The organism is Ruegeria sp. SAZA006 (assembly GCF_059613465.1).
In genome coordinates, this window is record NZ_JBXWSO010000005.1 from 1 (window position 1) to 20,477 (window position 20,477).

General features: G+C 57.2%; 24 protein-coding genes and 2 pseudogenes. 7 read left to right on the plus strand and 19 right to left on the minus strand.

The annotated features are described in order from the left end of the window. Window positions 1-312 (minus strand): annotated as a pseudogene (locus AC2FNZ_RS06455) (hypothetical protein); the annotation flags it as partial. A 10-nt stretch (window positions 313-322) separates the two neighbouring features. Here AC2FNZ_RS06455 and AC2FNZ_RS06460 point away from each other — a divergent pair. Continuing rightward, window positions 323-622: pseudogene (locus tag AC2FNZ_RS06460) on the plus strand (integrase core domain-containing protein); the annotation flags it as partial. On the opposite strand, the gene AC2FNZ_RS06465 reads toward AC2FNZ_RS06460, so the two are convergent. From AC2FNZ_RS06465 to AC2FNZ_RS06490, 6 genes are all read right to left on the minus strand, one after another. Continuing rightward, window positions 572-943, minus strand: a complete 372-nt coding sequence (locus tag AC2FNZ_RS06465) for a hypothetical protein (protein ID WP_496840034.1) — start codon at window positions 941-943, stop codon at window positions 572-574. The pseudogene AC2FNZ_RS06460 and the gene AC2FNZ_RS06465 overlap by 51 nt on opposite strands. 100 nt (window positions 944-1,043) lie before the next feature. Further along, window positions 1,044-1,202, minus strand: coding sequence for a protease modulator HflK N-terminal domain-containing protein (locus AC2FNZ_RS06470; protein WP_496839926.1), 159 nt, complete (start codon window positions 1,200-1,202; stop codon window positions 1,044-1,046). 73 nt (window positions 1,203-1,275) lie between these two features. Continuing rightward, complete coding sequence (locus tag AC2FNZ_RS06475) at window positions 1,276-1,767, minus strand: hypothetical protein (RefSeq protein WP_496839928.1); 492 nt, start codon at window positions 1,765-1,767, stop codon at window positions 1,276-1,278. A gap of 16 nt (window positions 1,768-1,783) precedes the next feature. Next, window positions 1,784-2,242: a hypothetical protein gene (locus AC2FNZ_RS06480; RefSeq protein ID WP_254920171.1), complete on the minus strand. Its 459-nt coding sequence runs from the start codon at window positions 2,240-2,242 to the stop codon at window positions 1,784-1,786. Between the two features lie 8 nt (window positions 2,243-2,250). After that, window positions 2,251-2,637, minus strand: coding sequence for a hypothetical protein (locus AC2FNZ_RS06485; RefSeq protein ID WP_093963384.1), 387 nt, complete (start codon window positions 2,635-2,637; stop codon window positions 2,251-2,253). Window positions 2,638-2,669: 32 nt separating this feature from the next. Continuing rightward, on the minus strand, window positions 2,670-2,942 hold the full coding sequence (locus AC2FNZ_RS06490) for a hypothetical protein (RefSeq protein WP_496833772.1): 273 nt from the start codon (window positions 2,940-2,942) through the stop codon (window positions 2,670-2,672). A 346-nt stretch (window positions 2,943-3,288) separates the two neighbouring features. Between AC2FNZ_RS06490 and AC2FNZ_RS06495 the strand changes: the two genes are divergently transcribed. The 3 genes from AC2FNZ_RS06495 to AC2FNZ_RS06505 all read left to right on the plus strand — a co-directional run bounded on the left by AC2FNZ_RS06495 (window position 3,289) and on the right by AC2FNZ_RS06505 (window position 4,618). Beyond that, window positions 3,289-3,711, plus strand: coding sequence for a hypothetical protein (locus AC2FNZ_RS06495; RefSeq protein WP_496833771.1), 423 nt, complete (start codon window positions 3,289-3,291; stop codon window positions 3,709-3,711). Then, entirely contained in the window at window positions 3,708-4,106 is a 399-nt protein-coding gene (locus AC2FNZ_RS06500; protein WP_496839931.1) for a hypothetical protein, read from the plus strand. The genes AC2FNZ_RS06495 and AC2FNZ_RS06500 overlap by 4 nt, the downstream gene beginning before the upstream one ends. A gap of 323 nt (window positions 4,107-4,429) precedes the next feature. After that, entirely contained in the window at window positions 4,430-4,618 is a 189-nt protein-coding gene (locus tag AC2FNZ_RS06505; RefSeq protein ID WP_496712156.1) for a hypothetical protein, read from the plus strand. 58 nt (window positions 4,619-4,676) lie between these two features. On the opposite strand, the gene AC2FNZ_RS06510 is transcribed toward AC2FNZ_RS06505, so the two are convergent. Further along, window positions 4,677-5,411 (minus strand): Crp/Fnr family transcriptional regulator, encoded by a 735-nt coding sequence (locus tag AC2FNZ_RS06510; protein WP_496833769.1) that lies wholly within the window; start codon window positions 5,409-5,411, stop codon window positions 4,677-4,679. 153 nt (window positions 5,412-5,564) lie between these two features. Between AC2FNZ_RS06510 and AC2FNZ_RS06515 the strand changes: the two genes are divergently transcribed. The 3 genes from AC2FNZ_RS06515 to AC2FNZ_RS06525 all read left to right on the plus strand — a co-directional run bounded on the left by AC2FNZ_RS06515 (window position 5,565) and on the right by AC2FNZ_RS06525 (window position 7,567). Then, entirely contained in the window at window positions 5,565-5,807 is a 243-nt protein-coding gene (locus AC2FNZ_RS06515; protein WP_093963381.1) for a hypothetical protein, read from the plus strand. Between the two features lie 296 nt (window positions 5,808-6,103). Then, the gene (locus AC2FNZ_RS06520) at window positions 6,104-7,069 is read left to right on the plus strand and encodes a fatty acid desaturase (RefSeq protein WP_496839933.1); all 966 of its coding nucleotides are present in this window, start codon (window positions 6,104-6,106) and stop codon (window positions 7,067-7,069) included. Between the two features lie 294 nt (window positions 7,070-7,363). After that, window positions 7,364-7,567: an SLC13 family permease gene (locus AC2FNZ_RS06525; RefSeq protein ID WP_496840035.1), complete on the plus strand. Its 204-nt coding sequence runs from the start codon at window positions 7,364-7,366 to the stop codon at window positions 7,565-7,567. A 74-nt stretch (window positions 7,568-7,641) separates the two neighbouring features. Here the strand turns inward: AC2FNZ_RS06525 and nhaA are convergent, their stop codons facing one another. From nhaA to AC2FNZ_RS06580, 11 genes are all read right to left on the minus strand, one after another. Continuing rightward, window positions 7,642-8,940, minus strand: a complete 1,299-nt coding sequence (gene nhaA, locus AC2FNZ_RS06530; protein ID WP_496839934.1) for a Na+/H+ antiporter NhaA — start codon at window positions 8,938-8,940, stop codon at window positions 7,642-7,644. A gap of 587 nt (window positions 8,941-9,527) precedes the next feature. After that, window positions 9,528-10,550, minus strand: a complete 1,023-nt coding sequence (locus AC2FNZ_RS06535; RefSeq protein ID WP_496839935.1) for a hypothetical protein — start codon at window positions 10,548-10,550, stop codon at window positions 9,528-9,530. Between the two features lie 335 nt (window positions 10,551-10,885). Further along, a complete protein-coding gene (locus AC2FNZ_RS06540) occupies window positions 10,886-12,109 on the minus strand; it encodes a restriction endonuclease (protein WP_496839937.1) in 1,224 nt (407 codons plus the stop codon). Between the two features lie 9 nt (window positions 12,110-12,118). Then, window positions 12,119-13,309, minus strand: a complete 1,191-nt coding sequence (locus AC2FNZ_RS06545; RefSeq protein ID WP_496839938.1) for a type II restriction endonuclease — start codon at window positions 13,307-13,309, stop codon at window positions 12,119-12,121. An 18-nt stretch (window positions 13,310-13,327) separates the two neighbouring features. Then, window positions 13,328-14,032, minus strand: a complete 705-nt coding sequence (locus AC2FNZ_RS06550; protein ID WP_496839939.1) for an IS6 family transposase — start codon at window positions 14,030-14,032, stop codon at window positions 13,328-13,330. Window positions 14,033-14,136: 104 nt separating this feature from the next. Further along, window positions 14,137-15,387, minus strand: a complete 1,251-nt coding sequence (locus AC2FNZ_RS06555; RefSeq protein WP_496839940.1) for a type II restriction endonuclease — start codon at window positions 15,385-15,387, stop codon at window positions 14,137-14,139. Next, window positions 15,384-15,866 (minus strand): very short patch repair endonuclease, encoded by a 483-nt coding sequence (locus AC2FNZ_RS06560; protein ID WP_496839941.1) that lies wholly within the window; start codon window positions 15,864-15,866, stop codon window positions 15,384-15,386. Before AC2FNZ_RS06560 ends, AC2FNZ_RS06555 begins: the two co-directional genes overlap by 4 nt. Next, window positions 15,859-17,085, minus strand: a complete 1,227-nt coding sequence (gene dcm / locus AC2FNZ_RS06565) for a DNA (cytosine-5-)-methyltransferase (RefSeq protein WP_496795182.1) — start codon at window positions 17,083-17,085, stop codon at window positions 15,859-15,861. Before dcm ends, AC2FNZ_RS06560 begins: the two co-directional genes overlap by 8 nt. Window positions 17,086-17,337: 252 nt before the next feature. Continuing rightward, window positions 17,338-18,756, minus strand: coding sequence for a phage terminase large subunit (gene terL, locus AC2FNZ_RS06570; RefSeq protein ID WP_496839942.1), 1,419 nt, complete (start codon window positions 18,754-18,756; stop codon window positions 17,338-17,340). Then, window positions 18,746-19,156, minus strand: a complete 411-nt coding sequence (locus AC2FNZ_RS06575) for a DUF5681 domain-containing protein (protein ID WP_496795184.1) — start codon at window positions 19,154-19,156, stop codon at window positions 18,746-18,748. Before AC2FNZ_RS06575 ends, terL begins: the two co-directional genes overlap by 11 nt. Next, complete coding sequence (locus tag AC2FNZ_RS06580) at window positions 19,153-20,457, minus strand: site-specific DNA-methyltransferase (RefSeq protein WP_496839943.1); 1,305 nt, start codon at window positions 20,455-20,457, stop codon at window positions 19,153-19,155. Before AC2FNZ_RS06580 ends, AC2FNZ_RS06575 begins: the two co-directional genes overlap by 4 nt. Window positions 20,458-20,477 lie beyond the last annotated feature (20 nt).

Below are 20,477 nucleotides of genomic sequence, written 5' to 3' on the forward strand. Positions count from 1 at the left end.
ACCGACGAAATAGGAAATCACGACGGCCTTGCCGTGCCCCGGCCCAAGCGTGTGCAGGACCCCATAAAGAAACGCGATAAGAAGAGCGAACGCTACCGTCGCCAGCGACTTGCCCTGATCCATCGACGTCATTGATGTCGTGAAGAGATTGCTGATCCAGGCCTGGGTTGCCCGGCAAGCGATTTGCTCGGCAAATCTGCCGAAAGGGCAAAGAACGCCGAGATGCTGCTCGTCGAACGGCTGTGCCAGACCATGGAAGTCAGCCCACGAGGGTATCGGGCCTTCCGCAACCGGCCCCTCAGCCAGAGCCAACGCAAGGACAGGCTGCAACCATCACACGGATCGAGGCAGCCGATACTGCCCTCACGAACACCAGAAGCTTCTGCGGCAGCACGGGTTCAAGGTATCGATGAGCCGCACAGGCAATTGCTATGACAACGCGGCGGTCGAAACCTTCTTCAAGACGATGAAGGCTTAATTGCTGTGGCAGCGGCCTTGACCCACCCGCAGGGCGCCCGATCTGGCGAACTTCGGATACATCAACGGATTCTACAATCCTCGCCGAGGGCACTCAGCCTTGGATTGGAAAAGCCCCTTGGCCTTCGAAGCTCAGGATGCGTAAATGAGAACTTGGGGCGGCACGGAAACGTGACAGGTCCATCACGGATTCAGAGACATAGCGCAAAGTTGCACTCGGTTCACGAACCTCGAACAGGAACTTCAGGGGGTCCGAGATCCGGTATTGTACCACCCACTCCAAAAGCGCAGCGTTCAGATCTACCGTGACCATTTCGGCTTCGCGTCGGCCGTCTGACGGACTTGGGAAGGGATCACCTCTGCCCGGCGTGGTGAATCCGAATTCGTGCTTCAGTTGCCGTTTCACGGGCATCAGTGTGGCAACGTCGATGCCAAGCGGGAATTTGAAATGCAGGTCAGGCGGAATCTCAGCAGTGTATCTGCCAAAACGCTGGACAACAGCGACAGAGTCGCTCGGGACAGTGTATCAAGAAAGAGGGCAACAACAGCCACCAAGACTATCGTTCCTACAACCAGTACCCCCTCAGACGAGGCCACCCATCAGGGAGCAGTCCGCCCAGCCGATCGCGGCCGTGACGAAGGCGATCGTCAATCTCGGGCGGTTTGCGTTTCTGTTTGCTTTGCCATGGCCCACGGTCTTCCGGGCCGCCGTTCTGGCCGGGCATATTGTTTCCTCTCTTGCTCGCGCAGACTGGCACCCGGCGCAGACCGTGACGGTCGCGGGGGCATCCGCGCGTCTTATTCCCCCTGTGTCGGCATTCCTTCGTTCTCCGCGGCCTGTATCGCTGAAATTTCCTTTGGCAATTTAGCTGCCGGAGCCGCACCCGGCGCGTCTTTGTCTGTCTGGGTTGCCCGCCCGCCCGAGTAGAGATGCCGAAGCTGCAACTCGGAAACGCCGTCGGCCTCCATCACCAGCCGAACCATCGGGTCTGCAAGCATTTCCTCCAGGAAAATCTCGGCCAGATCTTTTCCGGTCAGCTTGTCCTTTGCCAGGGCGTCATCGAGGTCGGCCAGTGAAACGGTCAAGGTTCTCGCCAGCCCGGGGTGGGATGCCCGAGAATGCAGTCTCACCGCTACAGACGCTTTCCAGGCTTCAGGATGCAGGCAGTCGGGCGGTGAACTCAGTTCCGTTTCAATGTCGTACTCTCCTGCTGGAAGCGTCTCGTCTAAGCCGGGCAAACTGAACGGCCTGGCGAAAACCGCAATGGATTTTCTGACTAACTCGTTCATCGGAGATGTCCTTTCCTCAAAGCGACAAGCGAGCCAAGGCTGCGGCTGCCAGAGCATTGCCCTTGTCGTGGTAGTCCCCGTGGAACACACCATCCACCTTGACCTCCCAGATCCCATTCCGCTCCCTGACACGGACACGATCAGCTTGTGCAGTGGGATAATAGGGGTGTGCCGAAGTTTGTCTCTTTTCCGGTTGGTGCAATGGCTGCTTGAGAACCCTGGAACTCGCCGCCTTTGGCAATTGCGTTTCTCCAAGGGCCATCACGGCGCGAATGAATTCCTCGGCGTAGTCATCCGCGTTCCGGTGGTCATGCTCGTGCCGCTCCATAGCCATCGGCTCAACAAAACGCTTCTTAAGGTGCTCAAGGAACCGCGGTTCCGTGTGGGACATGTAAGCAATAAGCGACTGTAGAACCCGTTCATGGGCTAGAACGCGTCGTTCAAGATCGGTTGTTTCAGGCAGAGGTGGTGACATGGCGCTGCTCATCCTTGATTGATCGTGTTTTCCGGACGCTCCGGTGACTTGTTTACGTCAAGGGCCGCAAGGCAGGCTTGCGCGAGGTTCCGGTTCGGGGTCTCTGTCCCCGGTACTGTCGCCCAGCCAGCCGCCATGAGGGCCTCTCGCTGCCGGAAGGTAGAGGCTGCCCGGATCGCTGCCATCTTGGCGGCCCGGTCCGGATCGGTTCGGGCCATGTCGAGACAGACGGGCACCAATGCGATGACAACGTGTTCGCGAGCCATCGCGAGGGACATGTCGCTCGAGGTTCGGCTGGTTTCCCAGCCGCCCCAAGAAAATCCAGATACACTAACAAGTACCGCGCCGATGACGGCGCCGTAGAGGCCGGGTTTAAGCCATTCGGGAGTGTTCATTTTAGTTCCTCCAGCGGCAAAGCGCCGCCTCGCTAACTTAAGGTGTCATGCTGAATGCCGCGGCCAAGTGCCGTTTCCAGGTCGGTCCAGGAAATTGGTCGCATTTCTGTTCGACCCAGCGAACGCCCCTTGCCGATTACGGTCAGAAAAATCGCTGTTCTGCGGTAAGCCGGGAAACTCAGCGTCTCGATAAGCTCTTCCTCAACCAATACTTCGTATTCACCGGCAGGCAGCTCGTCCGAATATCCGGATAGGGTAAACGGGCGCGGGAAGGTTACGGTGGATCTGATTGAACGCAGCGCCATCTCCGGTCTCCGCGATGTATACGTGCCTTCCGCGCTGCAAGGGCTGCCGTATCCTGACTGCAGAGAGGCAGCCTGCATTTGCGGTCATCATAAATTATCCCAGAACCGGGCGGTGCGCGCTGACCCATGTTAGCGCCGCTGAGACCCAGGCCGTGCAGGCGAACCTTGGAGCTGCCCTGATGCTTGAATTCAGAGGCATGGACACCGGCTGATCTGCGTAAGCGCTTGCTCCAGGCGATGCGGGTATGATCGAAACAATCCGAAACATTTTGATCCTGCCAAAGGAGGCCCCGTTCAGTCGGCACGTTCGCTCCCAAGGTCCGAAAGCATTGAAAAGGAGGAAACGGTGATGCTCGCAGGTGGAATTCTTTACCCGCATAGCCCTGAGTTCGATCGGTTTTTGCAAGCCTTCGTTGGTGAGGACCGGAAAGGCAATGCTATTACGGTACTTTCGGCCCTCGCAAGGCTAGAACTCGAACCTTGGGAAGAGGCAGCCGCGCTCGCCGCTTTGGAGGAAGACGCCGCTAGTTCGCGACTGGAGATGCTGTTGTCGCAATTTCGTGACGTGCCCGAACTCAAACAGGATTACAGTTCGGTCGCGCGGGAACTGACCCGTCTTCTTCCCAAACGCCACAGGCGTTTAAGGGCTGTTTCTGGTGGCGTGGAAAACCGGCCGGCAAATTTGTCTGGACTGATTTGGGTGGTACTGGCGATCTTCTTTCTGATTGTGCAATTAATACTCGCAGGCACTCCGGGAACGGGCCAATGACCTTGGGCAAAGCACAGGACGGCGATCGCAGGCAAGGCGGTTTACCCGGTCATGACAATGCGATCCTCTGGGATCTGGAGGCGCGGCACTGGACCAGCGGCGCGGACAGCGCTCGCACGGTGACTGCAACAAATGCAGTGATGATACTTCCATATCCGCCAGGCATCCTCCAGGGCGGACAAATCCTAAAGCATATGAAGAAAAACACGGGCTGGCGAACCGTGGAAATGAAAGACCGTAGCCAAATCAGGCAAGGAGCCGTTGCCGTGCTGGCCTACCGCGTATTCGCCGAAAAGCCGGGTTCACCAATCTATGAGGCGCTCTGCGCGTCCACATATTTTCTGGACAACGGTCGGTGGCTGCGGCTGTCACATCAGCAAACCCCTACCACCTGACTCCCACAGGATGAATCTTCACCTTGGGGCGAAACCTCTAACGAACCTATTGACATGTGACCCGGCCCTTGGGGTCTGGATTCAGAACCAGAACTTGATCACTGCAGCCGATGCCCAAGCGGACAGTCCAACTTTCGAGCGTCCCGGGCTAACCTGCGTCAGTGCAGCGGAGTGGAGAAGATGGGTACATGACTTCGTGCCTGCCGAATCTCCGGCGGCACTTATTTCGAGCATCAGAGGAGCGCGGGAGGGGTATCGTTTAAAAAGTGGATTGCATTTCCCCGCGCTTCTTATTCTCGGAACGTCCAAGAAAGGACAATCTTATGACACCTCAACAAACCAATTCGGCTGAGAAGATGGCCTCGGTCAAAGCAGCCTGTCACAAAGCGCCGGCCGGCCCCAGAAAGGATCGGGCGCTGAAACACTACCAGGCAGCCGAGAAAGCGCACGAGGCGAATCAATACGACGCGATGAACAGGGAACTCGACGCGGCCGCAAAAGCGATTAGCTGACTTCTCTCGTCTCAGAAGAAAACCGGGCCGCCTTAAGTCTATCTTTGGGCGGCCTCATTCATTTCAAAAGTGGGTCGATCTGATCCAGATACGCCGGATCGAAACCCGAAATGGCCACCAACCCGTCATAGTCGTCGAATGTCACGCGGCCGTCCTGAAAGGTCAGCAGACCGTTTTCGCGTAGCTTCCGCAAAACACGGTTCACATGGACCGCGCTTAGGCCGAGTGCATCCGCAAGATGATACTGTGTCAATGGACAGGCGTACCCTTCCTTTCTCCCCATTCCGACCAACTTCAGCCGTGCCCCCAGTTCCAGAAGGAAGTGCGCCATGCGCGCATCCGCGGACCGTCGGCCAACTCCAACGAGATGCTCGACGACCATGGCTTCGTCCCGTGATGCTGCCCAAAGAAAGGCCGCCGCCAGGCGAGGCGTTTTCGTGAATGCATCCAGAAGGTCGTCCGCGAGAACCTCCACCGCCTGAATGTCCGTGACCGGCTCGAAGCTGTGGTCGGAGGTGCGCAGCAGGACGCTGCGCAATCCAAGAAAATCCCCTGGTATCTGGACGTCTACGATCTGTCGGGTACCGTCCGGCTGTAGCTTGTAGGAACACACCCAGCCGGCGGCCAGTATGTAAGCGGCCTGGTCAGATTGCCCCTGATGCACGAGATCACGCCCCGCCGTGAAGGACCGGCGGCGCAGATGCAGACGCTTCAAAACGTCCAATTCATCGTCGGACAAGGCGACGAAGACTTGCAACTTCTTTGTAAGCGGACTTTCTAAGATATCCGTCATCGGAGCCTCGCAAGCCGAAAAATCTTTGGGTGCGTTCGTGCGGAGACTGCTTTCGGTTAGCTCAGCATACCCTGTTTTCTGCGAAGATGCTTGGGATAAGCGAGGCCGCTCGGCCGCGCGTTGTTTTACCGATACCCGGAAGGAAGCCTAAAAATGGGTAGCGCAAAAGATTTCTCGGGCATGGCCGCCCTCTCAATCTGCGAGTCTATGCTGCTGGCGATGAACGATCGCAACCTCTTGTCCGAACGCGAGGTCGTGGGCATCCTGCGCGATGCGGCAAAGACGCATGAAGGCGCAGGTGTTACGGATGGCGAGATAGAGGCGCATCGGGCCGTGGCCGTTCTCATCAACCGGATCATTGCTGGCGGGAACTCCGTCCGGAGACCGCCGGTATGACATACCTAGTAGCAGCGGGGTAGACACCTTCCATGCCGACGTCGTCCAACTCGCACAATGCAAGGGGCCAACGGCCACGTCAGCAGAACATGTCGGTTGGCGCGGGCCGCCAAAACGGTGGCGTCCAATCTGACATTCCAAACGCCCGACCTGCCTTGACCGCGCGACACGCGCGGGTCCAGTCGGATCATTTGTCCATCACGAGCCGGGGCCCCTGCGTGGGGTATCCCTGCGATGCAACCGGTCCGAGGCTGGAAGCGACCCGACTGACCACATCTGACTGGAAACGAACTCTGGTGAAATACCGGCAGCCAATCCCTTCCCGCAGTATTTTCGAACTAACCGTCACGCTAGTGCCTTTCCTGGCAATATGGGCGGTTGCGTGGTGGGTGCTCTCGATCAGCACCGCGTTGGCAATCGCCCTCGCATTTGCCAATGCAGCCTTTCTTTTCCGGTTGTTCGTAATCCAGCACGACTGCGGGCATGGTTCCCTGTTCCGGGACCGGCGTCTGTGTGATTGGATTGGCCGTATCATCGGCGTCATCACGCTGACGCCCTATGACGTCTGGCACAAGACCCACGCGATCCACCATGCCACTATCGGGAACCTCGACCGCCGGGGCGTCGGAGACCTACCGTTGCTTACGATCACAGAATACCGCGAAAAGGATTGGCTGGGCAGGGCGCTTTACCGACTCGTCCGCCATCCGGTTTTCCTGTTTGGCGTGGTGCCATTTTACACGTTCTTCCTGCACAATCGGCTGCCCGTCCAACTGATGCGGTCCGGCGGTCGCTACTGGCTGAGTGCGATGGCGACAAACGCTGCCATTGGCCTCACTCTGACAGTGATTGTCTGGCTGGGCGGCTGGGAGGTACTGCTGTTCGTCTTCCTGCCGACGATGTTTCTGGCAGCGATTGCCGGCATGTGGTTTTTCTACGTGCAGCATCAGTTTGAGGAAACCAGCTGGCGGCACGAGGAAGACTGGAACATCGAGGATGCGTCCCTTCACGGTAGTTCGCACTACGACCTGCCCGGCATCCTGCGCTGGATCACCGGGAACATCGGAGTCCACCATGTACATCACCTGGCCAGCCGCATCCCGTATTATCGTTTACACGACGTAGTCAAGGATCACGATGTCCTGGCACAGACCAGACGCATCACGCTTTGGGAAAGCTTCCGCTGCGCGCGACTGCACCTTTGGGATGAGAAAAGCCGCAGATTGCTGACGTTTGCAGAGGCCCGAGCACTTCCCGCCTGAGCCTTGCGCAATATTGCCACTGGTCAGTGAATTGGAGCGTTGGATTGGAAACTGGGGGCCACCAAAATAGGACACTTGTCGCTGAACGGACGGCTACGTCTCTGCTGGGAGTGTTTCTTTCTGACCCAGTATTGTCGAGACAATTGGGCTGATTTTTCAGTTGGTGCTCTATTTGGAATGGTGGATGCTGCGACCGCCAGTTCCTCAACGGCATAGGTATGAAGGAAAGAGGGCAGACTTATTGATCTCATCGCCGACCTTTAACCCTATCTCGCGCTCGCCGTTGTCGTCCTTCTGTTCGCAGCATTTCTTTCCGAGCGCTTCGAACCGGATGTAACCGCTGCAGGGGCCGCCGCGCTGTTTGTCGTCTTGGGGTTTGTCCCCACGAATGAAGTTCTGGCAGCGTTTTCGAATCCTGCACCCATAACGATCGCCGCGATGTTCGTAATCAGCGGCGCGCTGGTCCGAGCCGGGCTTCTCGACGCACTTGCGAACTAGGTTGTCGCCGCAGGGAGCAAGCGCCCGGTCGCCGGTACAGCGGCGTTTCTCATCGCGACGCTATTCTTCCTATTCTAGGTTTTCCGGTCTGGTTCTGCTGTACCTGTGGCGTTTTTTTTGTGCGCTGCATGAAGTGTCAGCAGGAGCAGCATGAGGATCCCGACCGTTGCGGCAAGGGCTGATCCTGAGAGAATTCCTAGCTTTGCAGCGTTCAGTGTCGCCGGATCAAAAGCCAAGCCCGCTATGAACAGCGACATCGTGAAACCGATACCAGTGAGAAACGAGCCGGCCAGAACCAACGGCCCCGACAAGCCCGGCGCGAGCACTGCCAGGCCTGATCGGACAGCAAGCCAGCTGAATCCGAAGACGCCGATCGGCTTTCCCAACACCAGCCCGACAATTATTGCCAAGGAGACCGGTTGTCCGAAATCGGCACCCTGAATCGTGATGCCGGCATTTGCCAGCGCGAAGATCGGCATGATTGCAAAGCCGACCCAGGGGTGCAGCATCATTTCGAGTCGTTCGACTGGAGAGAGCGCCTCCGTGACTGCTCTGCTGGCTTGACGCAGGTCATGGCGGCTTGCGGTATTTCCCTGCTGCCGATCACCGGCCGGAACGACGCGCAGGCGCCCAAGGATGGCATGCAGCCGGGCATCGCTTACCCATCTGCGCGTCGGTGTCATCATTCCCAGAATGACCCCCGCGATAGTCGCGTGTACGCCGGAGGCGTCGATGCAAAGCCAGACTGCCGCACCGAGAAGAAAATAAACCGGGACACTTCTGATCCCGACGCGCGAGGCGCCGGCGACGATACCAATTCCCAGCAGACCCAAACCGATCCCCGACCAGTTCAACGCTTCCCCGTATCCGAAGGCGACAACGAGAATTGCGCCGACATCGTCAAAAATGGCTAGAGAAAGCAGGAACAGACGCAAGGTGGACGGGATCCGGCTTCCGAAAAGCGCCAGGCACCCAATCACGAACGCCGTATCGGTTGCCATCACAGTTCCCCAGCCGTGCGCCCCGGGCTGCCCGGACATCAGAATAAGATAGAACGCGACCGGCACGACCATGCCACCCAAAGCGCCTGCGAACGGCAGGGCGGCCTGTCGCGGGTTTCGCAATTCGCCCAGAACGATCTCGCGCTTGAGCTCTAGAGAAAGCACAAAAAAGAAGAGTGTCATCAGCCCGTCGTTGATCCAGTGTCGCAGCGAGCGGGTGAAATCGAACGAACCGAATGTCAGGCCAATTGGGGTCTTCCAGAAGCCCAGGAAGCCTTCTTGCCAAGGCGAGTTTGCCAGCGCCAAAGCCAGCAGGACAGCTAGGAACAGGAGCCCACTCGCGGCCGCTTGGATCTCTAGGAAGCGTGCCAAGGGTTTTGTTATTCTATCGGCGGACTCTTGGGGCAAGCTTTGATGATTGTCTATCATGGGACAACTACGCCAATTCGGGTGAAAAGAGACTACGCCATTGAAGCGTGGACGCAATCACCGCGCGGATCAATGTCTTGCTATGCAGGTGCCATTCACGTGACCTGATGGGATGAACTGCCTTCCCGCCAAGACCACCGCAGCTATTGTTGTAGAATTAGCTTAGCGAGAGGAGCATACCGATGGAGATTGCATTTCGCCCCATTAGGTCACAGTCAATACTTGGCTGTAGACGCAGACCGCCCAGATTGTAGGCGTTCTAGGAAGGCAGGTGCGTATGCCGGGCATGTAGAGTTAGCAAGACCCGCCCGACGCGTTGCAATTTCAAGTGACTACTGGGCGCCAGCGGTTGGCTTTCGCGTTGTCCGCGATTTGAGAGTTCGTAGGCCTGAAGATTTGGCGAACGTAGCGAATGTCGGGAAAGCAGGCTGCGACTGCAGCAAATCGGAGCCGTGTCGAGCTCTGCTGTGGGCCGACCGAGGCCATGACGATCAGATTAGCGGAATCCCTCCAAATGCAACACCAAAAAGTCAGTCTTGCTTTTTCGGCCCCACGACCCGCGCCGGCAATTTCCTGTCAGCTGATTGCCCGCGTTTGTGCACCCGAACCCGCACCACCTTACCATTTGCATAGCGTCTTTCATGTTCCGCCACCCAATGTTCTGTTGGTGCGGCGCGGCCTGTTGTCTGTTCTTCCTCAAAACGAAGCCGCGCCTTTTGCTCAGTCATATGCCGCTCAGCGGCCGGTCCAATTCGAATGGTGACGTGAGATTTTAGCGCTTCTGCCATCCAAGTCTTTCCGAATTTACGAGCAGTCTTGGCTTGCGCATTCGAGAGGCTTCGATCTTCTTGCAGCACCAAATCATCTTCACGTGCCGCAAGGGCCGCAAAAAGCATGAAGCCGATCACCATTTCGTAGGTCACGTGACCCCTATGCTCTTCAAAGAATTCTAGTGCCGATGCTTCGTCTCTCAGAAACCCGGCCCGCACAAGTCCGGCTATTACCGTTCTTTTTGGGCTCCATCGTATATTGGTGAAGTCAGGGCGACCATCCTTGTCTTTCGATATTTCCAGCACCAATGGCGCGTCGAGAAAGAAAGTGTCTGTCAAAGCAGAGAAAAGACGCACGGTCAGCATATCGTGCGCTCGATTGTCGAAGAGAAACCCCCGTTGACGCCGGTTGTTTAACTCGTCCTCGGTCTGGGTCGTTATTCGTCGCGCAACACGATCCTCCCATAGTTTGCGGTCGTCGTACTCGACCCAAATCAGATCGCGCGGAAAATCGACGTCACGGACATAGCTTTGAATGTCAGATTCGGGCCGGTCCTCCCATGGCATTCCTTGAACATTCATTCTTAAGGAATCGAGGTAACTCGCGGCATTGTGGTCAAGCAAATAGATTCTAGCCGAAGCGATATCGCCGAGAACGCTTCGCCAATGCTGACGAATATCTTCTGGCAGGACCGGGTGACCATCGAGGCCAACCAAGCTTCCCGGCTGCTCGCGTTCAAAGTTGCGACCGAACTTTAGGGCTATTGTCTTGTAGAGTATCATGGAAGTCGTTCCCCAGCAGTAACACGACGATGCTACCTGCCTGAACAACGTGCAAGCGGTTCTGCAGGCGATTTCACTTGATCAAAAATTAGTACTGTAAGTGACAGGCAGTAACCACGGTTCTCCAAAGCTGATCTTGGCTCTTCCGCGGCGACTTGGCAATTTGTTCTCTGGTCTCGACCTGCCTTCTTCGTCACTTCATGCAGTTGCAGCAAACGGAGGCTTTGGCGGGCCGCATCGCAGCATGTTGACGGCCGTTCTTCGTCCGCTTTGGGCCGATAATTCCAAGTATGTGTGCGTGTGGATGAGCGCGGCAAAGCTCCCTGAAACCGCATCTACCACAAAGATGTGGGCCTGAGACCGTCGGCGCTATGTCCCTCAACCTCGGCAAGCGCCAGCTCCTTCCAGTCGACCCTTAGTCGTTCGCCGGAGACACAGTCTCCAGCCCGAAGGATGTTTACAATGTCCTGCCCGGAAAACAGACGCACTGGATAGCGGTCCGCCTCAATCTCTTTCTGAGTCTGCTCAGAGTACCAAGAGGTCGTGAAGTACAGCCCGAACTGGCCTCGCCCGAGTCGCGCAACTAGACGGGAAACCTGATCCGGCGTAATGGCCGTCTTGTAGCGTTTGGCTTCACCAAGGAACTCGATCTCATAGTCAATTGGATACGGCATTTTGAACATGCCGAAGAAGTCGATACCGTGGTCTCCTGTCCTCCTGGTTCGCGTAACGCGATGCTCAAGGCCAGGAACGATGTCCGGGAGCTTGTCGATCAGTGCCACGGTGAACGCCTCGAATTCGGCGGGCGTGAGCGCAGCAACTTCTTCAAGGATCTTTTCATCATCCGATCCGGCAACCGGAACCTGTTGCTGTTTGCTCCGAACCTTAGAAGACCAGACCTGCCGCCTTTCTATCTTGCCCTTGATTGCCTTCCGCCAGACCTCTGGGGCAAGCTTCCTGTCGACCTCACGAACATCGCCGGCAACGACACGTTGCCGAAGCCACTCTGCAGACACCGTCTCGGTATCTAGGATGGAAAGCAGGATGCGCAGGTTTTTGATCGGCTTCCCTTCGTCCTCAAACCACGCATGTCTGACGTCGGACAGCGCGCAAAGACCAGTGAACGTCAGCCACCCGGATTTCTGCTTCGAGAAATGAAGGATCGGTGGCATCTCGTCGAGACGCCCGGCAAGGCGCAGGTTGTTCGTCGCTTCGATACGCGCGTTGCCGGGGAACTGATTGAATAACTTTTCGCGCGCCGAAAACTTTGCGTCTCCCCAATAGTAGATATTTCCGCTGACCTCATCGACTACGTCGTCCCAGGGATTGTGGTGCTGGGCAGACATGTCCCTAGTGATCAGGACAAAAAATGCAGGGATGGCCCGGTCTGTCTCCGGATCCACCGGTCCTCCCGAGACCGGGTCTTTGAATCTGATACCTCCTGAGTTCGCGATCGAACCGGCGGACGTATTCAGCCAGCGCAGGAGTTCGTCTTCCTCGAACTTCACACCCGCCTTGTCACGATACTGGTGACCTACACGCCAGAACTCTTCGCTCATCACAATCCCTCAGATCAAAAGACGTTGTCGCCCACGCAGGTCGCGGACTTCCCCGAGAAAATCCCCGACACCCATGAGCCATGCACGCTGGTCAGCCTGATATGTGCTGTGCAATGAGGCGGGCAGCACAAGCTGCAGGCCCTGGCTCTGCATTTCGGCCGTCTGAATCCTCGATATTGCCGGCTCAAGCGTAAGCAGATGCTTTGTCCTGATCCGGTCGGCCTCTGCCAGGACCTGCCGCCATCGGTCTTTGCAGCTGGTCTTCACAGCGAGCATAGCAAGCTGGTCATCGGGATATCGGAGGTCCGCGTATTCGTCCTCGCCAGGGAACAGGAAATCTGCAGCGTTTCGTTTCTCCGTCGTGGCTTCGCGCGTGTAGCTCACCCCATGAGCCTGCAAGATGGCTTCAACATGGTGGCCGAAAGCATAGCCTGCCCGCGATTTACGACGGTTCTGAACGCTCAGGGAAAAGCTCAGGAACCCGTCCACGTCCGCCGAACCATCCTCCGTGAAACCTGCCTTCAGCCGGTCCGAGACGATCTCGCGTTCCAGATGCCGGAACAGCGCCTCTTCGTGCTCCATCCAGGCAACAAGCGCACCGTCAGGATCGTCCAGTGGATCGACCTCTGACAATGTTTCACGGGCGAAGACAGACAGTGGAACGGTTCCCGGAAAGGCCCGTCCGAACTTCTCAATAAGCAGGTCAAAGGCGTCTGCTTCGGGCTCTACTGTTTCAATGCCAAGATCCGCCAGAATACTTCGCGCTGCGAAGCCAAGTTCAATAGTGTCGTCGCGATCGAGGCGGCGCGCGACAGATCTTCCCTCGAAAAGATCCAGCCCGAAGAGCCACAAAAGTTGCCGGCCAATGGTCGACCCTTTCGGCGTAAGGAGCACCATCATGCTGCCTTCCTTTGTCCGGGCAATCACTACCTGATCGCCGGCCCGGGCCCGATGGACTACAGGCTCGGATTCCGCGGCATAGTAAAGATGATATTCAGGGCTCCGGCCCGCCTTGCCGCGACGGACATCGCTCCATGTGCAGAAGGACTCCTGTTGGATGGGTTCCGCGTCCTCATCATCTTCCAACCAGTAGAAGATCGCTGGGAACGTCTGCTTTTCGGCGGGCGCACCCAGAAAGGCCCGGAAGCCACTGCCCCCCTGGAACGGTACTGCCAGACGAATGCGAACCGGTCTCCACATGGACAGAATGGCTGTCCCTTAATCGGCGCAGATACCCCGCCACTCGGCAAGTGCGGCGGCCCGGTTCGACTTGAAGTTTGGTCTGGAGGAAAGCGTGCGCTCCGAATTGAACAGGTTATAGATCGAGGCATGGACGGCGACGAATTTCTGCAAACTTCGCATCCGCCGGAAGCGAAGCATCGCCCGCTCTCGTCGTCGGAACGGCAGATGTGAATTCTCAGCGCGATTGTTGAGCCAGCGCCCCGTTTCCTGGCGATGGTTGGCACCGATATCTTTCAGGGCAGCACCGTATGACCGGAGCCGGTCGGTCACGATTACGTCAGGTCGGCCATGCTTCCGCATTGCTTTTCTTAGGAATTTCAATGCCGCTTTCTTATCTCTGGTCTTGGTGACAAAGCTTTCGAGCACCTCGCCCTCGTGATCCACGGCCCGCCACAGATAGTGTCTTTCGCCGTTGATCTTCACGAACATCTCGTCCAGATGCCATCGCCACTGGCTCGACTTCATCCCCTCGACCCGTCGTTTTCTGATCTCGTTGGCAAACATAGGCCCAAACCTGTGCCACCAAAACCGAACGGCTTCATGGTTCACGTCGATGCCGCGCTCATGCAGCAGATCTTCCACATTCCGAAGCAACAGTGGGAACCGAACATACAACATCACCGCCAGACGGATGATTTCTGGACTGGTTTTGAAATAGCGAAACGGCGATCGTTGGGTCATGGTTCGACGCTACAAAACCGCCCTTCCCGCCTCAAGTCAGTTTGCTTTGACAGTGCCCCTATGAATGTTATCCAGCGCAGCGACTCGACGAAACGTTACAGCGGTCAAATCAACAACCGCTGCCGCCCCCGCAGATCATGCACCAACTTGAGGAACCCTCTGACACTCATCAGCCACGCGCGCTGGTCAAATCGATAGGTGCTGTGCAGAGAGGCAGGCAGAACCAGTTGCAGGCCTGCATTCTGCATCTCAGCGGTCTGAATTTGTGAGATTGCTGGTTCGAGGGTGAGCAGATGCTTGGTCTGGATCCGATCCGCTTCCGCAAGAACCTGACGCCACCGGTCTTTGCAGCTTGTTTTCACCGCCAGCATTTTGAGCTGATCATCCGGATACCGCCGGTCCGCATAGTCGTCCTCGCTAGGGAACAGAAAGTCCGCGGCGTTTCGTTTTTCGGTTGTCGCTTCGCGGGTGTAGCTGATCGCGTGTGCCTGCAGGATAGCTTCAACGTGATGGCCAAAAGCGTAGCCAGCGCGTGATTTCCGACGGTTCTGTACGCTTAACGAGAAATGTAGAAAACCGTCGACGTCGGCCTTCTCGCCCCGAGTGAAGCCTGCCTTCAGCCTGTCGGAGACGATCTCCCGTTCCAGATGTCGGAAGAGAGCTTCCTCGTGCTCCATCCAGGCGATGAGTGCACCGTCCGGGTCCTCCAGCGGATCAACACTGGGAAGCGTCTCCCGGGCAAATAGCGACAATGGCACTGTCCCGGGGAATTGCCTCCCGAACCGCTCAATCAAAAGCTCAAAGGCGTCGGGTTCCGGCTCTTCCACCTCAATACCCATGTCTGCCAGAACGTTCCGCGCCGCGAGGCCAAGCTCGACAGCATCATCGGGCTCGAGGCGACGTGCAACGGACTTTCCTTCGGACAGCTCAAGCCCAAACAGCCACAATAGCTGTTGTCCAATGGTTGAACCCTTTGGCGTCACCAGCACCATCAGATCCCCGTTTTTTCTTCGTGCAATCACAACCTGGTCTCCAGCCCGCGCACGATGGACAACCGGCTCTGACTCTGCCGCGTAATAAAGATGATATTCAGGGCTGCGTCCCGCCTTACCTCGCCGGACATCACTCCAGGTGCAGAAGGACTCGAGGCGGACCGGTTCAGCCTCTTCATCGTCCTCAAGCCAGTAGAAGGTTGCCGGGAAGGTCTTTTTTTCTGCTGGCGTCCCCAGAAACGCCCGAAAGCCGCTGACGCCCTGGAACTCATGCTGGTTTGAGCGCTGACGGTTGATCTCGACCTCGGTGAGCACCTTGGCACCAGCGCCCTCGAACAGATCTGCCAGAGCACCGAATTTCACGGGGAAACCTCCATGGCATCACTTTCGGAAAATCCCTCAAACTCAAAATCACCATCAGACGTTCTCAACCAATCTACGGCTTCACCCAGAACCGTGTTGAGAGGTTTGCGCATGCGACCTTTAACGGCGCATTCCCAGATGATCCCGACCCGCCAGCCAGCCTCATGCAACGCATCGATTGCGGACTTATCCCTCCCGACATTGGCCTCGATTTTTTCGCGCCAGAAGTCTTCCCGCGTCTTCGGCCATTTAAACAGATGGCAGTTGTGGCCGTGCCAGAAGCATCCATGAACGAAAAGAACAGCATGATACTTCGGGAAGACGAGGTCAGGGCGCCCGGGCAATTTCCTATCGTGCAGCCGAAAACGGAAACCTCGGGCATGAAGCCCGCGGCGGATCATCAATTCCGGTTTCGTATCAGCCCCCCGTATCGCCGCCATGTTTCGGCTGCGGGTTGCTGTGTCATGAACGTCAGCCAACTCTGATTACCGGGTCCACCTGCTTGCTTGTGATATTCAGAATATGCGGATGCATAATCCGTGCAACCTCTGCAAATACCGGCACGGCGACCGAATTGCCAAATTGCTTATACGCCTGCGTGTCAGAAACCGGGATACGGAAGTCCTCGTCATAGCCCATCAGGCGGGCGCATTCCCGCGGCGTCAGGCGGCGCGGGTTCCGACCCTCACCCCGACTGACAAGGATCTCGGATCCATCCTTGTAGTAGCGGGCGGACAAGGTCCTCGCGATACTATCGCCGTGCACCAACCCAAAACCAAAGCCATTGCCCTTCGCTCGGTGCTTGGCTGCATAGTCCTGCAAGTACTTCCAGAGTTTATCGGTCAGGGTGTATTTGTCGCTCACCACCGCGTTATCGCCGACCGTGTAATGCCGCTCAGGAACTTCGTCTCCATTCTCGGGGTGCAGGATATCGCTCATGACGCGATGCCCGCGCTGCGGCAGCTGCATGTCGTCGAAGGTAAATGGCACATCCTCGCGGAAACCCACAATCACGATGCGTTCGCGATGCTGCGGAACAAAATGCGCCGCATCGATGATACGCGTCTGCAGAGTATAGCCCAGTTCATCCTCAAGCTTGCGGCGGATCACCTCAAAGGTCCGGCCGCGATCATGACTTTTAAGGTTTTTCACATTCTCAAGAAGGAAAGCCGCCGGGCGGTGCGCCATCAGGATACGCAGCACGTCGAAGAAGAGCGTGCCCTGGGTTTCATCATCAAAACCATGCAGTCGGCCCAGCGCGTTCTTCTTTGAAACCCCTGCGATCGAGAATGGCTGGCAGGGAAACCCTGCCACGAGCACATCATGATCGGGGATTGCGGCTGCGTCGACCTCACGGATATCCCCCGCGATCGGCCTGTTGTCAGGAAAATTCGCCAGATAGGTCTGCTGCGCGTATTTATCCCATTCTGAGGTGAACACACAGCGCCCGCCCACGCTCTCCATGGCCTTACGCAGCCCGCCGATACCGGCAAACAGATCGATGAAGGTAAAACCACCACTGCTATCAGGTTTGCGCCGACGATCAACTTCCAGCTCGAGCAGCCGGATTATCCCGTCCCGAGGCTTCTCTTCGCCCCGGATCCAGCGGTAAATATGACCCTCTGAATAATCGAGATGCTCTGCTGCCTGGGGTACCGAATAGCCTGCCTTCCGGAGAAGGATTTCAAAATCCGTCATCTCTGCTCACCACCCTGGGAATTTTTCTGACACTATGGCGGGACGTCGCCCCCTCATCAAGAATATTCTGCGGACATATGGTGTGTTTTTTCCAAACGCCTACCCTATCCAGGGCGCAAAAGAAGACAAAACAAGAACGTTTTTTTGCGACATTTCGGCTATTTGCGAAGGCTAAAAGGGGAGAAATGGTGACATGGCAACGGATACGGGCGCATTCCAACTGATGGCACTGCGGCACCCGGTAGATACTTATCACCCGTACGTGCCGTACATGGCTGTGGGGCGCTTCTCCGTCAGCCAGATGAGGAACTGGGACAGGCTGTCGACCTGATCGTCATGTCTCGCTTTAGGGAACCGGACGACTTCGTGCTGGAAGTCTGCCAGCCACCGCGCTTCCCGCGGGATGCTCACCTGCCCGCCTTCGATTGCCAGCGTTACAGACATCATCCGGGTCTCCTTGTCGAGCTTTGGCTTCATCCCGCGAATGCTGCAGTACATGGTTGGCTTCAGCTCCTGGATCAACTGAATGCCCGAGCCTGCATGTTCAATCAGGATCAGGTCGCACTTCCAATTGTCGGCCTCTCGCTGGACCTGCCGTCGAAGGTCCGGAAACTCCAGTTTCTCGCGATACACATCGAGCAGCCAGGCATTTTGGCGGTTCTTGACCAGCCATGTTGTGCAAACAGAATAGTCGCTCGCTTCATAGGCTGTTGAGGCCGTATCCCAGCTTTGAACAATCAGGTCGCCGGATCGGCGCTCGGGTGGGGTTTCGTGTCGCTTGAACCACGCCCATTTGACAATGCCACCCCCGAGCGGAGCCGGCCTCTGCTGATACTGCGCAGCAAAGACATAACTACCCAGTTCTTCGCGACGGCGCTCGAGCAGATCGCCCGGCAATCTTTCAGCATGCAGAAGGTCACCCTCTTCCCGGTGTTTCTTCGGGCCGCTGCCGATTTCAACGACCATCTCTTCTTCGGCAATCGCAGGGAGATTGAGATGGATCCAGCCACCCCGCCTGAGCAGCATGCCGGCCAGATCGTCTTCGTGCACCCGCTGTTGTATCAGAACAATAGCGTCCCTGGCCGGGTCATTCAGGCGGCTCAGCAGAGTCGAGCGGAACCATTCAATAACCGCGCTGCGCTTTACATCGGAGTTTGCGTCTTCAGGTTTGTGCGGGTCATCGATCAGGATGATGTCCCCTCCCCGGCCCGTCACGGCCCCGCTGACAGAGGTCGAGTATCGCCCGCCACCCAGCGTGGTCTCAAAATCATGTCGCGCCCGCCGGCTCTTCGAGATGCGCGTGCCCGGAAAACACGCGCGGTACCAGGGTGCCTGCATGACCTTCTGGCAGTCCAGCGCGAGCTTTTCTGCGAGGCTTTCCGCATAAGACACGGCGAGGATGCGTTTCTTCGGCTGGCGGCCGAGATACCAGGCAGGGAAAGCCACAGACGCCGATATTGACTTCAGCGACCGCGGCGGCATCGTGATGATCAGCCTGTTAATCTCACCATTTTCAATCCGCTCGAGGTGATGTGCGATGGCCTCAATATGCCAGTTATGTAGGAAAGAGCCGCCGGGGTCGACCGTGCCGAAACTCTTCTCAATAAAAGCCGACAGATCCGTCCGCAACATGGCTTCGAACGCTGCCAGCTCGATATCTTCAATCGTCATCTTGCTCACCCTCCTCAGCCTTATCCGCTGCCTCCGCGAGCCGCTTTTTCTGCATGTAGCGATCCAGCATCTCCTGATCTCTCGTTAAAAGCCGGCGGGTGGCATTCGCACGCTCCTCGTCTTCGACACGATCCGCAAGCGGCACGATCTGAGCAAATGCGCGCATATCGCCGCTCAGCGCCTTTGCAACAAGCCGCCGGAATGCGGCCTCACGGGCGGTAACTTTCGTCCTGCGCCCGCCCGTCGACACGATAAGGCGCTCCTCAAGCACTTTCTTGATTTCCGTGCTGAAGTTTCGCCGTCCCTTCGGACGACCCCTCGGATTGCCGGACTGACCCTTTTGAAACCGCGTGTGCTTTGGCGGTTTGCCATAACCGACTTCATAGCCATCATCGCTCATTGGACCGCCTCCTGCTCGAGATCATGCAGGACACGCCCATCTGCGCAGCGTATGGGCTCATCCCCCGTTTCGTCGCGCCAACGGCGGAGGATGACATCGACATACGCCGGGTCGATTTCCAACCCGTAGGCGCAGCGACCGACGCGTTCCGCGGCGATCACCGTGGCGCCGGCGCCGAGGAAGGGATCGAGAACGATGTCACCGCGTTTTGACAAGTCGAGTATGGCATCCCGGATCATCGTTACGGGCTTCGCAGTCGGATGTGCTACCAGCTCCTTCATCCGGCCCTGGCGGAACGTGTTCACCCCTGGGTAGGACCAGACATTCGTGCGGTTGCGACCAAATTTCCCCAGCCGGACGTTGTTGCGGTGCTGGTGGCGTCCCTTGCGGAATACGAACACCAGTTCATGCTGCGACCTGTAGAGCGAGCCCATACCGCCATTTGTTTTCGCCCAGACGCACAGATTCAGCAGGGCATCAAAAACTTCGGTTCCGGCGCTGTGAATCTCCCCAATGTGACGCCAGTCCATGCAAACAAACCAGACCGCGCCATTCCTGCTGTGCTCTGCGCCGAGCTCAAAGGTTTCTTTCAGAAAGGCTTCGAACTCTGCCGGGGACATTTCTCCGGATGCTTCGTGAAACTCACGGTGCTTTGTCTTTCCTTTGCCGCAGACATGGCCATCAATGACGAGATTGTAGGGCGGGTCGGTGAACGCCATGTCCGCAACCTGACCATCCATGAGCAGCGTGTAGTCATCCGGGTTCCTCGCATCCCCGCAGAGCACCCGGTGTTCGCCGAGCCGCCAGAGGTCCCCGCGCCTTGAGATCGTCTGCAGAGACCGGTCCGGTTCTGCAACAACATCACTTTCCTCGGGTACCGACCGCTCCTCCTGATGTTCGATAATCAGGTCGATCTCGCCCACGTCAAACCCGGTGGCCTCGATCTCGAAATCGAGGGTCATCGAGGAGAGATCAGCGAGTTCTGCAGCAAGAAGGTCGAGGTCCCAATCGGCATTGAGTGCGATCTTGTTATCGGCAAGCATCAGCGCCCGCTTTTTCGCGCCTGACAGACCGACAAGGCGGATGACCGGCACATGCTTCATCTTCAATCGTCTTGCGGCTTCCAGACGCGCATGGCCCGCGATGAGTTCGTTGTGATCATCAACCAGCAGCGGGTTCGTGAAACCAAAGGACTTTATACTCTCAACGAGCTGCCGGATCTGGCCAGCGTCGTGGGTGCGCGCGTTGCGCTTTGAGGGAACGAGGTCGCGCAGAGCGACGTATTCAACAGACAGAGACATTGCGTCTACTCCTGGATGCG

Bases quoted from the DNA above. Each gene is read 5' to 3' on its own strand.
- AC2FNZ_RS06470 (WP_496839926.1), bottom strand. From the start codon at position 1,202: ATGCCCGGCCAGAACGGCGGCCCGGAAGACCGTGGGCCATGGCAAAGC.
- AC2FNZ_RS06475 (WP_496839928.1), bottom strand. From the start codon at position 1,767: ATGAACGAGTTAGTCAGAAAATCCATTGCGGTTTTCGCCAGGCCGTTC.
- AC2FNZ_RS06480 (WP_254920171.1), bottom strand. From the start codon at position 2,242: ATGTCACCACCTCTGCCTGAAACAACCGATCTTGAACGACGCGTTCTA.
- AC2FNZ_RS06485 (WP_093963384.1), bottom strand. From the start codon at position 2,637: ATGAACACTCCCGAATGGCTTAAACCCGGCCTCTACGGCGCCGTCATC.
- AC2FNZ_RS06490 (WP_496833772.1), bottom strand. From the start codon at position 2,942: ATGGCGCTGCGTTCAATCAGATCCACCGTAACCTTCCCGCGCCCGTTT.
- AC2FNZ_RS06500 (WP_496839931.1), top strand. From the start codon at position 3,708: ATGACCTTGGGCAAAGCACAGGACGGCGATCGCAGGCAAGGCGGTTTA.
- AC2FNZ_RS06505 (WP_496712156.1), top strand. From the start codon at position 4,430: ATGACACCTCAACAAACCAATTCGGCTGAGAAGATGGCCTCGGTCAAA.
- AC2FNZ_RS06510 (WP_496833769.1), bottom strand. From the start codon at position 5,411: ATGACGGATATCTTAGAAAGTCCGCTTACAAAGAAGTTGCAAGTCTTC.
- AC2FNZ_RS06515 (WP_093963381.1), top strand. From the start codon at position 5,565: ATGGGTAGCGCAAAAGATTTCTCGGGCATGGCCGCCCTCTCAATCTGC.
- AC2FNZ_RS06535 (WP_496839935.1), bottom strand. From the start codon at position 10,550: ATGATACTCTACAAGACAATAGCCCTAAAGTTCGGTCGCAACTTTGAA.
- AC2FNZ_RS06540 (WP_496839937.1), bottom strand. From the start codon at position 12,109: ATGAGCGAAGAGTTCTGGCGTGTAGGTCACCAGTATCGTGACAAGGCG.
- AC2FNZ_RS06545 (WP_496839938.1), bottom strand. From the start codon at position 13,309: ATGTGGAGACCGGTTCGCATTCGTCTGGCAGTACCGTTCCAGGGGGGC.
- AC2FNZ_RS06550 (WP_496839939.1), bottom strand. From the start codon at position 14,032: ATGACCCAACGATCGCCGTTTCGCTATTTCAAAACCAGTCCAGAAATC.
- dcm (WP_496795182.1), bottom strand. From the start codon at position 17,085: ATGACGGATTTTGAAATCCTTCTCCGGAAGGCAGGCTATTCGGTACCC.
- terL (WP_496839942.1), bottom strand. From the start codon at position 18,756: ATGACGATTGAAGATATCGAGCTGGCAGCGTTCGAAGCCATGTTGCGG.
- AC2FNZ_RS06575 (WP_496795184.1), bottom strand. From the start codon at position 19,156: ATGAGCGATGATGGCTATGAAGTCGGTTATGGCAAACCGCCAAAGCAC.
- AC2FNZ_RS06580 (WP_496839943.1), bottom strand. From the start codon at position 20,457: ATGTCTCTGTCTGTTGAATACGTCGCTCTGCGCGACCTCGTTCCCTCA.